Origin of the sequence: Pseudoxanthomonas sp. CCNWLW251, assembly GCF_037402255.1 — a bacterium.
Taxonomy (GTDB): domain Bacteria; phylum Pseudomonadota; class Gammaproteobacteria; order Xanthomonadales; family Xanthomonadaceae; genus Pseudoxanthomonas_A.
The window spans coordinates 734,844-750,706 of record NZ_JBBEGA010000001.1 but is presented as its reverse complement, the minus strand read 5'-3'; the positions used below and the strand labels follow the sequence as shown (position 1 = coordinate 750,706).

The 15,863-nt window shown below is 67.2% G+C and carries 12 protein-coding genes; 2 read left to right on the top strand and 10 right to left on the bottom strand.

Translation table 11 applies throughout. The annotated features are described in order from the left end of the window. Positions 1-28: 28 nt before the first annotated feature. Positions 29-982 (top strand): hypothetical protein, encoded by a 954-nt coding sequence (locus WBN46_RS03560; RefSeq protein ID WP_337730324.1) that lies wholly within the window; start codon positions 29-31, stop codon positions 980-982. 49 nt (positions 983-1,031) lie between these two features. Here the strand turns inward: WBN46_RS03560 and WBN46_RS03555 are convergent, their stop codons facing one another. The 3 genes from WBN46_RS03555 to WBN46_RS03545 form a co-directional block, all read right to left on the bottom strand. Beyond that, positions 1,032-3,050, bottom strand: a complete 2,019-nt coding sequence (locus WBN46_RS03555; protein WP_337730323.1) for a M13 family metallopeptidase — start codon at positions 3,048-3,050, stop codon at positions 1,032-1,034. A 169-nt stretch (positions 3,051-3,219) separates the two neighbouring features. Then, positions 3,220-4,476: an aminopeptidase gene (locus tag WBN46_RS03550; RefSeq protein ID WP_337730322.1), complete on the bottom strand. Its 1,257-nt coding sequence runs from the start codon at positions 4,474-4,476 to the stop codon at positions 3,220-3,222. 185 nt (positions 4,477-4,661) lie between these two features. Next, positions 4,662-6,764 (bottom strand): M13-type metalloendopeptidase, encoded by a 2,103-nt coding sequence (locus tag WBN46_RS03545; RefSeq protein ID WP_337730873.1) that lies wholly within the window; start codon positions 6,762-6,764, stop codon positions 4,662-4,664. Positions 6,765-6,928: 164 nt separating this feature from the next. Here WBN46_RS03545 and WBN46_RS03540 point away from each other — a divergent pair, with 164 nt between their 5' ends. Beyond that, positions 6,929-8,302 carry an MBL fold metallo-hydrolase gene (locus WBN46_RS03540; RefSeq protein ID WP_337730321.1) on the top strand — a complete coding sequence of 458 codons (1,374 nt, stop codon included), beginning with the start codon at positions 6,929-6,931 and terminating at the stop codon, positions 8,300-8,302. A gap of 39 nt (positions 8,303-8,341) precedes the next feature. Here the strand turns inward: WBN46_RS03540 and WBN46_RS03535 are convergent, their stop codons facing one another. The 7 genes from WBN46_RS03535 to trxA form a co-directional block, all read right to left on the bottom strand. Then, positions 8,342-10,051, bottom strand: a complete 1,710-nt coding sequence (locus WBN46_RS03535) for a CHASE2 domain-containing protein (protein WP_337730320.1) — start codon at positions 10,049-10,051, stop codon at positions 8,342-8,344. Continuing rightward, a complete protein-coding gene (locus tag WBN46_RS03530; RefSeq protein WP_337730319.1) occupies positions 10,048-11,706 on the bottom strand; it encodes a FecR domain-containing protein in 1,659 nt (552 codons plus the stop codon). Before WBN46_RS03530 ends, WBN46_RS03535 begins: the two co-directional genes overlap by 4 nt. Before the next feature lie 139 nt (positions 11,707-11,845). Further along, positions 11,846-12,880 (bottom strand): serine hydrolase domain-containing protein, encoded by a 1,035-nt coding sequence (locus WBN46_RS03525; protein ID WP_337730872.1) that lies wholly within the window; start codon positions 12,878-12,880, stop codon positions 11,846-11,848. A gap of 65 nt (positions 12,881-12,945) precedes the next feature. After that, entirely contained in the window at positions 12,946-13,722 is a 777-nt protein-coding gene (locus WBN46_RS03520; protein WP_337730318.1) for a queuosine precursor transporter, read from the bottom strand. Between the two features lie 3 nt (positions 13,723-13,725). Continuing rightward, positions 13,726-14,397, bottom strand: coding sequence for a DUF502 domain-containing protein (locus tag WBN46_RS03515; RefSeq protein WP_337730317.1), 672 nt, complete (start codon positions 14,395-14,397; stop codon positions 13,726-13,728). A gap of 72 nt (positions 14,398-14,469) precedes the next feature. Continuing rightward, positions 14,470-14,934, bottom strand: a complete 465-nt coding sequence (locus WBN46_RS03510; protein WP_337730316.1) for a DUF4442 domain-containing protein — start codon at positions 14,932-14,934, stop codon at positions 14,470-14,472. Positions 14,935-14,979: 45 nt separating this feature from the next. Continuing rightward, positions 14,980-15,834: a thioredoxin gene (gene trxA, locus WBN46_RS03505; protein WP_337730315.1), complete on the bottom strand. Its 855-nt coding sequence runs from the start codon at positions 15,832-15,834 to the stop codon at positions 14,980-14,982. Positions 15,835-15,863: the final 29 nt, after the last annotated feature.

Below are 15,863 nucleotides of genomic sequence, written 5' to 3'. Positions count from 1 at the left end.
TGATGAAACGAAAATTGGGGGATCATCCGTGGGGAAATTCAGAACCACCGCCTTCTTGCTGGCCTTGTCGTTGTCGAGCGTCGGCATGGCGCAGCCGCAGGAGGCGATTGAGCCGCAACCTATGCCCCGCGTCGTGGGTTGCGACCAGGCGTATGACTCACTGCCATATGGAGCGCTGCCGGATCTCTTGGATGCTCAGGCGCCGGTCGACCGTCGTGAACGCGCGCTCCAGGCCTATCTGAAGCTGGAAGGGGCCAAAGAGTGCCCCGAGTACGGCTACACGGTGGGGCTGTTGTACCGGTTCGGTCCGGACATGCCCGGCAACCTGTTGCCCCGCGACCTGGACAGGGCGCGCCAGCTGATCTTGGCGATGGCAGAGGCAGGTCATCTGCAGGCTTATGCGGACTTGGCCGAAATGGAGATGGTGCACGGCCAGTATCGCGAATCCATGAAATGGACCCAAGTCTATTTGTACTACGTCAAGAACATCCGCATGCCTCAGTCAAGCGATGGCAGGATGATGCAGTTCGACAGATCGGCGTACAGCGGGCACCTGCTCAATCGCGCCGAAGTGGTGTGGCGTTGGCAGAAGCCTGTTCTTCCGCGGCGGCGGGTATCAGAGGATCTCACGGCATATCTCGCCAGTACGGAGGAGCGAGTAGCGCCGTTGATCGGTGGCCGAACCCGAGGAGGAATTGATTTGGGTGCCGCACCGCGTGTGGTCGTCGAGCCCGGTGAATGCCTGATCCGGCCGCTGGATCGTATCGGTGCAGCGACCGCATCCTATGTGCTGGAGGTGCAACCTTCCGGTGTGGTGAGCCGGATCTTGGTCGAGAATTTTGTCCCCAACATGGACGCTGCAGAATTGCTCAAGTCTTGCGTGCGCAGGTATGTATTCGAACCGTTCGATGGACAGCAGCCGCTGCTGACCCGGGTAACGCTGACGTACGGATCGAGCGAAGGCGCTTCGTTCCGACGTTGAATAGACGCCGGGGAGGGCGGACGGCGGTGTGATGCCGCCCGCCCGACGCTCAGCGCCAGATCCGGACCTGGTCCGCTTCCTTCGCCTGCATCGGCTGGCCCGCCTTGCAGGTGAAGGCCTGGGCGAAGGCCGGTTGCTGGGTGAGCGGACCGTTGGCGCGCCACTGGCCCGGTGCATGCACGTCCACGGCGGCGCGCTGGGCGGCTTCGGTTTCGGACAGGTTCTGCGCCCACAGCGTGGCCCATGCCTTGTAGAACGATTGCCTGGCGGCGGCATTGGCCTGCGGTTCGGCGGTGGTGAAGGCGTCCCACGCCAGTTCCACACCGGCCAGGTCGGCCAGGTTCTCGTCCTGGGTCAACGTGCCGTTGACCTTGACGTTCTTCAGCCCCGGGTATGCGTAGGCGCCGTACTGCGTTGCCACCTTGCTGCCCAATGCGCTCCATGCGGCTACATCGGCTGCGCTCCACCAGTCGCGCAACTGGCCCTTGGCATCGACCATGCGACCCTTGCCATCGAAACCGCGGCTCAGCTCGTGGCCGACCAGTGCGCCGAACGCACCGTACTGCACGGCAGCCGGTTGCTTCGCGTCGAAGATCTCTTCCTGCAGCACGGCGGCCGTCACGATCAAGCGATTCTGGGCCAGGTCGTAGGCCAGCGCGGGCTGCTGCGGCAGCACGTCCCAGCGACGGTCGGCGTTGCCCTTGCCGATGCGCTTCATTTCCTCGCGGTGGCGCCAGGTGGACGCGATCAGCATGTTGCCGCCGAAACTGCCACGGCCCATCGGCTGCACGCTGTAGTCCAGGTCGCGCCTGGGCGTGCCGACTTCGATCTTCAGCTTGTCGAGCTTGGCCTTGGCTTCGGCCTTTGCGGCCTCGCTCAGCCAGGTGTTGCGTTCGATGCCGCGGCCCAGCGCGTCGCGCACCTGTCCGGCGATCTGCTCTGCCCGGCGCTTGTGCTCGCTGGGCACGTAGCGCTCGGCGTACTCCTTGCCCAGCATCGGGCCGGCGGCGAGGTTGACGGCATCCAGCACCTGGCGCCAGCGCGGTGCCGGGACGGCTTCGCCACGCAGCACGCGGCCGCGGAATTCGAATTCGGCATCGCGGAAGGGCTTTGCCAGGTACGGTGCCATGGCGTCACCCACGCGCCAGCGCAGGTAGGCCTTCCACTGATCCGGTTTCAGACTGCCGACGAGGCCATCGAGGCGCTTGAACAGCGCGGGGTCGGCCATGGAGACGGTGTCGTCGGTGACGCCCTGCACCTTGAGGAAGGCATCCAGTTGCAGGTTGCGGTACTGCTTGCCCAGATCCTTGGTCGGCACCGGCGCGTAGTTGGCGAACGGACTGCGCAGGTCCACCAGCGGCTTGGACACCTGTGCCAGCTTGGTTTCCAGGTCGATGACCAGCGCGGATTCGGCATCCAGCTTGTTGGCCGGCGTGCCGGTCAGGGCCAGCACCTGCTTCACGTAGGCGCGGTAGCGGCCCAGCAGTTCTCGCGTGTCGGCGTCGGTGCGGGTGTAGTAGGCGGGGTCGGGCAGGCCCAGGCCGCCCTGCATGAAGTAGCCGATGTGGCGGTCCAGCGCCTGCAGGTCCACGTCCGGGCTGAAGTTGAAGGTCACCGGCACGCCGACCTGGTGCAGCGCGGCGATGGCCGGCGCTACATCCTTGGGCTTCTTGATGGCGTTGATGCGGTCAAGCAGCGGTGCGATGGGCCTGGAACCGTCCGCTTCCACGGCGGCTTCGTCCAGGCCGCTGGCCCAGAAGTCGCCGAGCAGTTTCTGCACGTTGCCCTGCGGTGCCTTCATGGCCCCATCCAGCAGTGCGCGCTGCTGCTCCAGGGTGCGCTCGCGAAAGGCGCCCAGCACGCTGACGCTGCCGGCACCGGCGGGAAGGCTGTTGTTCTTCAGCCAGTCCGCATTGGTGGCGGTGTAGAAGTCGGTGCACTGCGCGCTCACGGCGGGGGTGGTCGCGCGCTTCTTGCGCTGCGCTTCGGCATGGGGGGCGCCCAGCGCGATGACGAGGGCGAAGGCGATCAGGGTGGGGCGGCCGAGAGCGGGGCGCGGGCTGGGCATCAGGAGAATCCAGGGGTTCAGGGGTCGGGCGATTCTAGCAAGCGCGCCCCATCTGCCCTGTCACGGTCCCCCACATCTGCCGACGGTCTTGGCGGCGCATTCATGCGCTGTGTCACAGAGCGCACATGCCGTGGTGGGCGGGCGTCCGTGCCCCTGCCCACCCAGGACGTCACAACGCCAATTGCCCCTTGTCCACGATGACCTTGCCGTCCAGCGTCACCGTGCTGCCGGGCAGGAAGAAGTTCAGGCCGTAGGCGAGGGCATTGTCGCCGCCTGCCCACAGGTTGTTGCCCAGGCCCAGGGTCACCGTGCCGGCCGGCACCCAGTTGCCCACCTGGCTGCCGGAAGGCAGTTTGACGTTCGGATTGATGCCCATGTCGAAGAACGAGACTTCGTTCTTGCGGGCATCGCTCACGGCATCGAATTCGGCCTTCAGCGCTGCGAAGCCGGGCCCTGTCCCGGTGAGTGCGGTGATCTTGCCCCCGGCGACGGTTACGGCGAGGTCATCGATGGCCTGCCCGCGGAAGTAGTCGCGGGTGGCGACGATGCGGCCTTCGCCGGTGCCCGCGACGGGCGTGGTGTAGACCTCGCCGGCAGGCAGGAAGACCTGCAGCGCGGGACCGCCGCTGCGGATGTCCTCCGGTGAAATGACGCCGTCACTGACCAGCACCGGGCGTCCCTGGATCCGCATCCTGTAGTCGGTGCCGTTGGGATGGCTGATATGCAGCTCGTTGCCGGCGGCCAGCGCGCCTTTCACCGCCTGTCCCCGGGTCTGCAGCGCGGCATGATCCACGTTGACGCCCTCCCAGAACGTCCTGGCGAGCTCGGTTTCGGACATGCCCAGCCGTTGCGCGCGCCATGGCGTGGGATACAGACCGTTGCCGATCTCCACCTGGCGCACGTTCTCCTTCATGAACGCCTGGCCGATGGCTTCCCCGGCTTTGCCGCGCGCCGCCACGCGCTGCGGGTCGGCGCCTTCGAACAGGTTTTCCGAGGTACCGTTGCTCAACGAGATGACCACGTCGAAGACCTTGGACAGCGCCAGGTCCAGGGTCGGCGCCTGGCTGTCGAACTGCGCCGGTACATCGAAGAACATCCGCTTGGCGAGCCGGTCGCTGGTGTATTCGATCATCGGGAAAGCGCCCGCGCGGCGCACCTGCAGCGCGATGTCTTCCAGCAGTTCGGCATCGTGGGTCCTGCCGACGATGATGACGGCATCGCCCTCCTTCACCGCTGCGCTGGCAACCAGGCGCTGGGCAAGCTGTTCGAGGTCAACGGGCGGCGCGGCGGGTTCGGCGGGCTCGGCGGTGGTGGATTCAGCCGTGGCCTGCGCATCCGCAGGAGGCGGTGTTTCCTGTTTCTGGCACGCGGCCAGCACGACGCAGGCGATCGCGGCGCCCAGTATCGACACGGTGAGACGGGTCATGGCAGTCCTCCTTCGATGGGTGGAAGCACAGCCTTGCAACGCCCCCTCGATGCGTGGCCAGCACAGGGGTGACGCCCGGAACACCCCCGAACGGCCGACCGCCGGACGGACCGTAACCGGGGATGCGTAAAAGGAAAGGCCCGGACGTCGCCGGGCCTTTCGTGCATCGCATGTTGACGCGGGACTTACCAGATCACGACATGCTGGTCGCCGCTGCGCACCATCGCGTCACCCGCCTTGCAGGAGAACGCCGCCGCGAACGCCGGCAGGTTCGACGGCGCACCGATCGCGCGGAACTGCGCCGGGGCGTGTTCGTCGGTGGCGATGCGGTTCTTGAGTTCCTCCGGAGTGAAGTTGCGGCGCCACACGGTGGCCCAGTTGAGGAAGAAGCGCTGGTCGCGCGTCAGGCCGTCGGTCTTCGGGTCGGGCGTGTCGCCGGCCGCCGCCTTCATCGCGTCGTAGGCCGTGGCCAGACCGCCGAGATCGGCGATGTTTTCGCCCAATGTGTGCTTGCCGTTGATCTTCTGGCCGTCACTGGTGCGGTAGTCATTGAACTGCGCGATCAGCTTGTCGGTGCGGGAGGAGAAGCCCTTGGCGTCAGCCGGGCTCCACCAGTTCTCGAACTTGCCGCTCGGTCCGAAGCGGCTGCCCTGGTCGTCGTAGCCGTGGGTCATCTCATGGCCGATCACCGCGCCGATGCCGCCGTAGTTCATTTCATCCGACGCATTGGGGTCGAAGAACGGCGGCTGCAGGATGGCGGCCGGGAACACGATCTCGTTCTGGAACGGGTTGTAGTAGGCGTTGACCATCTGCGGCGGCATGCCCCATTCGGTCTTGTCCACGGGCTTGCCGATCTTGGCCAGGTCGAACTTGTAGTTGAACTCCTGCGCGGCCAGCACGTTGCCGATGTAGCTGTCGCGGCTGGTCGCCAGGCCGGCCCAGTCGCGCCACTTGTCGGGGTAGCCGATCTTGGTGGTGAACGCGGCCTGCTTCTCCATCGATTTGGCCTTGGTCTCGTCGCTCATCCACGCCAGGTTCTGGATGCGGGCCTTGAGCGCGGCGCCCAGGTTCGCCACCAGGGTTTCCATCTTGGCCTTGGCTTCCGGCGAGAAGGCCACCTTCACGTACATCTGACCAAGCGCTTCGCCGCTCTGCCCCTCGATGGTATCGAGCACGCGCTTCCAGCGCGGCTTGATCTCCTTCTGTCCACGCAGGGTCTTGCTGTAGAAGTTGAACTGCTCGTTCGCGAAGGCATCGCTCAGGTAGGGCGACGCGCCGTCGACGGTATGGAAGCGCAGGTACGCGCGCCACGTTGCCGGGTCGGTGTCGCCGAGCATCTTGCTGACTTCCTGGTGGAAGGATGGGATGGCGAGCGAGAACTGCTGCAGGCCGGCGACGCCCTGCGACTCGAGGAACTTCGTCCAAGAAAAGTTCGGCGTCAGCTTGTCGGCGTCCGCGATGGACACCATGTTGTTGTACAGGCTCACGTCGCGGGAGAGATCTTCGCGCGACTTCGAAGCCTTCGCCAGGCGCGTTTCGAACGCCATGATGTCGATGGCCTGCTTCTGCGCGTCGGCTGCGGTGGTGCCCGACAGTTCCAGCACCTTGGCGATGTGCGCGATGTACGCGTCGCGGATGTCTTTCTTGTCGGCGTCGATGTAGTAGTTCTTGTCCGGCAGGCCCAGGCCGCCCTGCGTGGCGACCGCCGTGTTCATGTCGGGATTGCTGAACTCCGGCAACGAGCCGAAACCGAACAGGAAGGCCTGGCCCTTCGCGGCGGACTCGTTGAGGTACGCCACGATGGCGTCCTTGTCCTGCAGGCCGTCGATGGCCGTCAGCATGGGTTTGATCGGCTCGATGCCCTGGGCGTTGACCTTGGCCTCATCCATGCCGGTCGCCCACAAGTCGCCGACGATCTTCTCCACGCCGGTCGCACCCGGGTGCGCGGCGGCCTGCTCGGCCAGTTGCTTCTGGATGGCGGTGGAGCGTTCGGCCAGCATCTCGAACGCGCCCCAGCTGGTGCGGTCGCTGGGAATCGCATTGGCAGCCAGCCAGGTGCCGTTCGCATAGCCGGCGAAGTCGGTGCAGGCGTTCTTGGTGGTATCCAGGTCGCCGATCTGGAAACGGTTGACGCCCGGCAGGCTGCTCTCGTCCAGCTTCAGTTCCAGCGCGGCCGGCACCTTGGCGGCGGTATCGGCGGCGGGTGCGGCATCTTCCTTCTTGGCGCAGGCGGCCAGCACGGTGGCCACGGCGAGCGACAGCATCAGGATCTGGGGTTTGCGGGCAATCACGTTCTACTCCGGCCCCGGGCAGGGCAATGGAAAAAAGGAACCCCCTGGGTGGGGGCGTGCCGCGACTCTACGCCTGTCCCGGGGAGGGCAGGTGTGTCGAAGGTCATGCCTCCCCGCCCCGGAGGGCACATACTGGGCGCACCTTCGGGGAGGGCATTTGCATGCAGGTCCATTTCCACGGCGCGGCCGGCGAAGTCACCGGCTCCATGCACCTGGTCGAGGCGGCGGGCAAGCGCATCCTGCTGGACTGCGGCCTGATTCAGGGGAGTCGCGAGGCCGAAGCACGCAATGCCGAGCCGTTCCCGTTCGACCCGGCCACGCTCGACGCGGTGGTACTGAGCCACGCCCATATCGATCACATCGGCCGGTTGCCGCTGCTGGTCAAGCGCGGATTCCGCGGCCCCATCCACACCCAGGGTGCCAGCGCGGAACTGCTGCCGATCATGCTGCTGGACACGGCATCGCTGTCCGAGTCCGAGGCCGAGCGCGCCAACCGCGACCGCCGCCATGGCGAGCCGGAAGCAGAGCCCCTGTTCTCCGCGCAGGACGTGCACGCGACCCTGCGCCAGGTGCAGCCGTTGCCCTACGACGAACGCACGACCATCCTGCCGGGCGTGGACATCGCCCTGCGCGATGCGGGCCACATCCTGGGCTCGGCCATCGTCGAGCTGTGGGCCGAAGGCCGCAAGCTGGTGTTCTCCGGCGACCTGGGACCGAAGGGCACGCCGATCCTGCGCGACCCCGCAGTGATCACGCAGGCCGACCTGCTGCTGATGGAATCGACCTACGGTGACCGCAACCACCGCGCCCGCCCGGAGACGATCCGCGAACTCGGCGAGATCTTCGACCATGCGTGGCGCGATCGCGGCAACGTGCTGATACCTGCTTTCGCGGTGGGACGCACGCAGGAACTGCTGTACTGGTTCGCGCGGCACTGGGAGGCGTGGAAGCTGTCGCGCTGGCGCATCTTCCTGGACAGCCCGATGGCGGCCAAGGTGGTGAATGTCTATGCGCGCCACCATGGACTGTTCGACGAGGACGCGCGACGGGTGTGGTCGCAGTCGCCCAATCCGTTCCGCCTGCCCAATCTGCATGTGTCGGAAACCACGCAGCAGTCGATGGCCATCAACCAGATCGAGAACGGCGCCATCATCATCGCCGGTTCCGGCATGGCCAATGGCGGGCGCATCCAGCACCACCTGCGCTACAACCTGGGGCGCCGCAACGCCCACATCGTGTTCGTCGGCTACCAGGCGCAAGGCACGCTGGGCCGGCGGCTGGTGGATGGCGCATCGTGGGTCCGCATCCACGGTCGCGACTATCGCGTCAACGCCCAGCGCCACACGGTCGGTGGCCTGTCCGCGCATACCGATCAGCGCGGCCTGCTGGCGTGGTACGACAACTTCCAGCCATCGCCGCCGCTGGTGCTGGTGCATGGCGAAGACAAGGCACGCGAAGCACTCGCGGGCGAGATCGGGGAGCGCCACGGCGCACCGGTGGAACTCGCAAGGCCGGGAATGGTGATGGACGTCTGAGGCCCGGGGCGCGGTCCGTGCGGGCGCCGATACCCGACATCAGACCCGCGTGGCGGACGTTCCCACCGGTTCGGCCTCGCCGGTGTGGCTGACGCTGCGGTTGCGGCCGGCCTGCTTGGCCCGGTAGAGCGCGGCGTCTGCACGATCGAACACGTCTTCCGGCCCGGCGTCGTCGCCACTCATGTGGGTGTGGATGCCGATGCTGGCGGTGAACGGCGGTGGTGTGCCCGTGCTGGTGCCGTGGGGTTTCCGGCCCTGGTTGGCCAGATCCACGTGGATGGTGGTGGCGATGGTTGCCGCCGCCTGTGCCGACGTTTCCGGCAGCAGCAGCGCGAACTCGTCGCCACCCAGGCGAGCAACCAGGTCGCGCGGTCGTCGCGCACGGCTGCGCAGGATGCGGCCCAGGGCCTTCAATGCGGCATCGCCAGCCGCGTGTCCCTGGGTGTCGTTCAATTGCTTGAAGTGGTCGATATCCATCACCAGCAGCGACAGCGGCTGGCCGCTGCGACGTGCCACGCGCAACTCCTGGTCCAGCGCGTGATCGAAGCGGGTGCGGTTGGCCAGTCCCGTCAACGCATCCGACTGCGCCTGTTTGTGCGTCCTGCGAAGCAGGCGGTAGATCCACAGCGATGCGCCAAGCGCGAGCACCAGCAATGCCGGCACGGGAGAAAACCAGATGTGCCCGTAGCGCAGCAGCAGTACCGAAACCACCACGGTGCCTGCCATGGTCAGGACCGTGGGCAGCCAGACGCGGCGCAGCCCCGGCAGCAGGGACAGCAACAACGGCAGTGCCGCGAGCGCCGCGGACAAGCCCGCCTGCCAACCTTCCCCCAGCGGTGTGATGGCGGCGTCATTCAACAGCATGTTCAACAGGTTGGCCTGGTAGTCCGCGCCACTCATGCTGGCGGCCACCGGCTGGCCGGGCGCGCGGGCGATCGGCCCCATGCCGGTCGCGCTCACGCCCACCACGATCCAGTTGCCGCGCAGGAGCGAGGCCGGTATGCGCTGGTTGAGGACGTCCGTATAGGACACATGGCGGAAGGCGTTGGGCGGCGCAGCGAACGGCACGCGTACCTCGTGGTCGCGCACCCACTCGTAGGGCGATGCAGGCGCCAGGTCGGTGGTCACCAGCCGGCGCCCTGGCAGCTCCGTGTTGGCGCCGGGCGGCTGCTCCAACTGGAGCAGTGCCAGTGCCAGTGAGGGCCAATGCGGTGAACCCAGGCCGGCACGCAGATAGACGCTGCGCGCCACGCCATCCTCATCGAGCACCATCTCGGCGTGGCCCAGCGAAGCCGCCGAGGCGGCGAACTCGGGGATCGGCATCAGTTCGACGGTGGCACCGTTGAGCTGGACGGGTTCGGCGAATACCGGCAGTACCACGCGGCCACTGCGGCTGATCGCGCGGGCCAGCAGCGCATCGCCTTCCGGATCGAAGAGGGCCGGCTCCGACAGCAGGATATTGAACGCGATGCCCTTCGCGCCGGCCAGCCGAAGCCTGTCGACCAGTTGCGCATGCGTGCGGCGTGACCAGGGCCAGCGGCCCAGCTCGGCCAGGCTCTTCTGGTCGATGTCGACCACCACGATGCGGGGGTCGGCATCCGGGGCCGCGCCCAGCACCAGCCCGTCATAGACGGCGGCGTCCGGGGCCATGGTCACACTGGACAGCGTGACCAGGATCGCCAGCGCAGCCGCGCCCACCGCCGTCAGCAGGCGGGATTTCCATTTGGGCGCGGGCGCGGCGGTACTCACAGGGCGAGCAGTATGAGCAATGCCCCTGCTCCAGCGCCAATGCGGCACAGCCGGCAGGGCACGTCGATCACCTGCGGCGCCGGGACCGGGCCCTCGAATCCGTCGACATCGATCGTCTGGGCGCGCAGGTACCAGGTGCCACCACGCAGCCGCGGCAGCGTGATTTCGGGCTGGTCGACCAGCATGTCCACCTGCGCCTCGCTGAAGTCCGGGGTGCGCGACATCTGGAAGCGGTAGCGCTGGCCGGGCTGGCCGGCGGGCCAGCGGAAGGTCACCTCGCGCGTGTTGCCGGCTTCGGCTTCGCCGCCATCGATGGCCGTTACTTCGACCAGGGGGCGCAGGGTGAAGGCAAGGCTGTCACCGAAGGGGCCGGCCTTCCCCTGGCGATCCACGCTGCGGATGCGCCAGGTGTATTCACCCGGCGGGAGGGCATCGGGAAGCCGGGCGGAGGTGGCGTCGTCCACACGGGCACGCGCGACCGGCTGCGCGTATCCGCCGCTGCCGGCGACTTCGTATTCGTAGGCGACCGCGTCGGGTGCGCCGGTCCAGTTCAGTGTGACCTCCGGTGTGCGGACCACGCTGGCCGCCGCCGGGGCGATGGAATACGGCGGCACGGGCTGGCCGTCGATCCGGACCTGCACGACGGCGTCGCGGCCTTCCAGGCCGTTTGCGCCGATCGAGCGCACGCGGACGAAATAGCGCCCGGTGCCAAGCGCGGGCAGGGTGAAGGCCGGTGCATCGCTTTCCGCGTCCACCCGCAGGCTGTCGAAGGTGGCGCTTTCGCTCACCTGCACGCGATACCGCGTTGCGCCGAGCACGGCCGGCCAGGCCAGCTCGGGGCGCGTGTTCTGCGACAGCAGCGGCGCCTGCGCGAGCTTGGGTGCGGGCAGCAGCTTGACGGGCGTGATGGCCGCCTGACCCGTGGCCACTACCGCGCCGAACCCTGGACGGACCAGCGCGCCGCGCTGGCTGCGCGCACTCACGGCGACGCGGCCTTCGAGGACTTCGGTGTGCGTGCGGCCGTCAGCGGCCTCGACGCGGAACCGGGTACCCCTCACCGCGGAGGACGCACTGGGCGTGTCGACGATGAAGTTGGCCGCGGGTCCGCGCAGGCGGCGGACTTCATTGCCGATGCGCCCGCGCTGCAGGCGCAGGCGTGTGTCGGCCATGCCGGAGCGGCCGAAACGCGTGAGGCGGTCCAGCAGCAGTTCACTGCCGCCCAGCAGCAACAGGCGCGAACCATCGGCGAACTGCAGGCTGAGCGATGCATCCGGCGAGGTCTTGAGCACGGCGCCACTGGCCAGCGACATGCCGGCCGTGACGGGGGCATCGGTTCCTGCCGCCGTGGTCCGGGTGACGGCGCTGCCCTGCACGGCCACGACCTTGGCGCGGGCGGGCTGGCTGTCCAGCCATTGCAGCGGAATGCGGAGAGTCGAGCCAGGCGCGAGCGCGTACGGGTTGGTGATGCCGTTGTGTTCCTGCAGCCGCTGCCAGGGAATGGTGGGCTTGAGGTATGCACCCGTCACGTCCCAGAGCGTGTCGCCGGGGCGTACGCGGTAGGCCCAGTCCTGTGCCTGTGCCGACCACGAAGCCAGCAACAGGATCGCCAGCCCGCAACCCAGCCATCCTTTCCCTCGGATCGCCCACTTGTGCATCGCCCACTCCCGCTTCTGCTGCTGCGAAATGTTGAATCGGTCACAATTATAGGCGCTTACCGTTGACCGACTGGCCGGTTTTGACGGGTTTTCACGTCACATTAGCCTCGTCCGCCAAGTCGGCTCGCTGGCCTGTGGATCAGGGCGAGGCGCCCCACAATCCCGCGATGCGACGCGCCAGGCGATACGGTTCCGGGGCGTTGCGATTGGTCAGCACGACCACGGTCAGGCGCTGCGTGGGGAAGCGGACCAGCACATTGCGGAAGCCGATGCTCTCGCCGGAGTGCCACTGCATTCCCCCTTGCAGGCGCCAGCCGAATCCGTAATGCGCCACATCGGGCTCGGGGGTGGCGTTGGCGGGCTGGAACGCCAGCGTGCGCGATGCGGCACCCAGCAGGCGGTCGTCATACAAGGCGGCGTCCCAGCGTGCGAGGTCGGTGATGGACGAATAGATGCCGCCATCGCCCAGCACCGCACTGGTCGTGCTCTGGTCGGTACGCTGCCATGTGCCATTCATGAGGCTGTAGCCGTATGCGCGATGGGCCACGCCCGGGCCGTCGTCTTCGCGGGCAACCGTTGCGTCCATGCCCAGTGGCGCGAAGATGCGCGTACGCAGGAAGGTGGCGAACGGCTGTCGCGAGGCGCGTTCCACCACCAGCGCGAGCAGGGCGTAGCCGCTGTTGCTGTAGCGATAATCGCTGCCGGGCGTGAAGTAGAGGCGCTCCTCCCGTTCGAGCAGCCGCAGCACATCCGCGTCATGCACCTGGGTGGCCTGGCCCTCGGGCAGCAGGTCTTCGTAGTCGATCACGCCGGAGGCATGACTGAGCAGGTGGCGGAGCGTCACCGCATCGGTCGCTGCGGGCAACGCTGGCAGCCAGCGGCGCACGGGGTCATCCAGGGTCAGCGCGCCTTCTTCCGCCAACAACAGGATGCAAGCGGCCGTGAACTGCTTGCTGATCGACGCCAGCCGGAAATTGGTCTGTGGCGTCGCGGCGACACCGGCCTCGAGATCGGCCAGTCCATAGCTGCGCTGGAACACCGCGTCGCCTTCGTGAAGCACGAGGACCGATGCGCCGGGCACCGTGCCGGTGTAGTCCCGCATCCACGCGTCGATCGTGGCTTCGCGCGTCTCGGCGCCGGCATTGCCTGCGGTCATCAACAGCACTCCGAGCATCCAGGTTGCCTTCATCGCCGCCTCGCCTCGATGAAACGGTGCAAGCCTAGCGCATGTGGCGGGCGTCAGTCCGTGGCGGCTTCCAGGCGCAGCTGTCGTTCGCGTTCGTGCCCCAGGTAACGGCGGATACCGTGGCGCATGACGTACAGCAGTGGGATCAGCGCGATCGCGGCGAGCATCTTGTAGGCGTAGTTCACCGTGCTCACCGCGAGGAACAGGGAAGTCGGCCACTTCTGCGGGCCCAGCACGAAGGCGATGTAGATCACCACGAAGCTGTCCACCAGCTGCGAGATCGCGGTCGAGCCGGTCGCGCGCAGCCATACCCAGCGCTCGCCGGTGGCGTTGCGGATGCGATGGAACACCGATACATCGATCAGTTGCCCCGCCAGGAACGCGACCACCGAGCCGGCGATGGTCCACATGCCCTGGCCGAAGATGGCGGCGAAGGCCTTCTGGTAATCCGGCACGCCCTGCGACTGCGCGGCCTCGACCCACCAGCCCGCCGGTGCCAGTGCGATGGCGGCGAAGGCGAAGCAGAAGCCGTACACGATCAGGGCCACCGCCAGCCACGAGATGAAGCGCACGCCGCGTTTGCCGAAGAACTCGTTGATGGTGTCGGTAAGGATGAACACGAACGGCCACAACAGCGTACCGGCCGTGAAGCTGAGCGATCCGGTCTGGCCGAACAGGTTCCACTCCAGCGGCGCGATCCCCAGCGTGTCCTCCAGCGCGAAGATCTTGACCCCGATGAACTCGGCCAGCACCGCGTTGGCGCAGAACACCGCCGCCAGCACGATGAAAAGACGGACCGCGCGATCATCCAGGGTGCGCGGCGCATGCATGGTTCAGCGGTCCCCGGCGCGGGTGAACGGCATGGTTTCCGGCGCCACCGCACCACCGGAGATGATGAAGCTCATCGCCTGGTCCACGGTCCAGTCCGTGGGCGTCAGCAGCTCGACCGGCACGATCTCCAGATAGCCCGAGGTCGGGTTGGGCGTGGTGGGCACGTAGACCGCCGCCAGCTCGCGGCCGCTGCCTTCCTCGCGGATCACCCGCGTCACCAAGCCGACCGATTTCATGTCCCGGTGCGGAAAATCGATCAGTACCACGCGCTGCGTGCTGCCCGGCTTGGTCTCCAGCATGTCCAGCAGCTTGCGCGCGCTGGTGTAGATGACGTTCGCCAGCGGCACGCGTGCGATCAGCGCCTCGAACCAGCGCAGCAGGCGCTGCCCGACCACGCGGCGCGTCAATGCGCCCACGGCCAGGATCACGAACAGCGTGGCGATCATGGCAATCGTGTTCTGCACCCACAGGCCGTTGAACCAGCCCAGCGATTGGGGGAAGTTCGCCGCGATCTGGTGCGACATCGGCTCGACCCACGGCTTGCTGATGTCCGACAGCAGCACGAACACGAACTTGATGACCACCCACGTCAGCCAGATGGGCAACAGGGTGAGCAGGCCGGTGATGAAGAGCTTCTGCACCGAAGCGCGGTGCGTGGGATGGTCGGGGGGCATGGCGCCATTGTAGGCTGGAGCGCAGGCCTTGCCGTAGCGCCATCGCCGGGATGCTGTGCAGCGGCGGGTGGATCAGCCGCCGGCCTGCCGCGCCTCGGGCTTCAGCCGCACGTAGATCTGCTTGCGCACGCGCGCGACGACTTCGTTCCGGGCGTTGAACACATCCGCGGGCATCCAGCGCAGGTGCTTCTGGCCGTTGGCGGCCTCTGCGCGGATCTCCTCAAGCACGCGTTCGTCCAGGCGGAATTCCGCATGCAGCGTGCCCTTGCCGGGCTTCACGAATTCGATCTCGGCCGCCTTGTCCCAGACGTAGTAGTCCCGACCCAGGCGTTCCTTGGCCAGGATCATCCAGAACGGATCGGTCATGGCGAACAGGCTGCCGCCGAAATGCGTGCCCACGTAGTTGCGGTTCCAGGGGCGCATGCGCAGTTCGACGCGCGCGAAGCTCCAGTCCTGGGCCATCTCGGTGACGTGGACGCCACTGAACAGGAACGGCGGCCAGACATTGAAGATGTGTCGCAGGGTAGTGGGCTTCATGGGTACTGCGCGTGCAAAAGGGACAGGTACGGGGCAATTCGGAAATCAGAACAGCAGGGAGGACATCTTGCGGCGGTACTGGCTGACCAGGGCCTCGTCTTCGATCACGCGGAACGCATCGATCAGGCTCTTCCGCGCCAATCCCTCCTCATACGCGCGGTCGCGCTTGAGCATTTCCAGGAATTGTTCCAACGCGGCCTCGGAGTCGCCTTCCACCAGGGCGCGCACGCCCAGCAGGTGGCGTGCGCGCAGGTCGTCTGCGTTCGCGGTCACCGCAGCGCGCAACGCTTCGACGGACGGTGCGTCCTTCAGCGCGGCAGCGAAGCCAAGGCGGGCGCGGGCCTTGACCGCGCGATCGTCGGTGGCAAGGTTGGCGGGCAGTGCGTCGAGCAGGCGCTCGGCCTCGGTGGCCTCGCCGGTCTTCAGCAGGGCGAGGACCAGATCGAGCTTCAGTTCGTCCTTGTCCGGATCGGCCGCGACGGCCTCGCGCAAGGCGGCGACCTGCGCCTGGGGGTCGAGCGGGGCGTCCACCACCGGGGCGTCGGCCGCCTCCGCCGGCAGGACGCCGTGCGAGGCGAGGAACTCGCGCAGCTGGCCTTCCGGCAGGGCGCCCGGAAATCCGTCCACCAGCTGTCCGTCCTTGACCAGGAACACGGTGGGCACCGAGCGGATCTGGAAGGCGGCCGCGATCTGCTGCTCCTTGTCCACATCCACCTTGGCCAGCAGGAAGGCGCCGTTGTACTCGCCCGCCAGCTTCTCGAGGATCGGCCCCAGGGTCTTGCACGGCCCGCACCACGTGGCCCAGAAATCCACCAGCACCGGCACTTCCAGCGACTTGCGCAGGACGTCGGCCTCGAAGGTCTCGGTGGTGGCATCGAAAACGTGGGGCAGCTCGCTCATCGGGTCGCTCGTGGCGGGTGGGGAAGTCG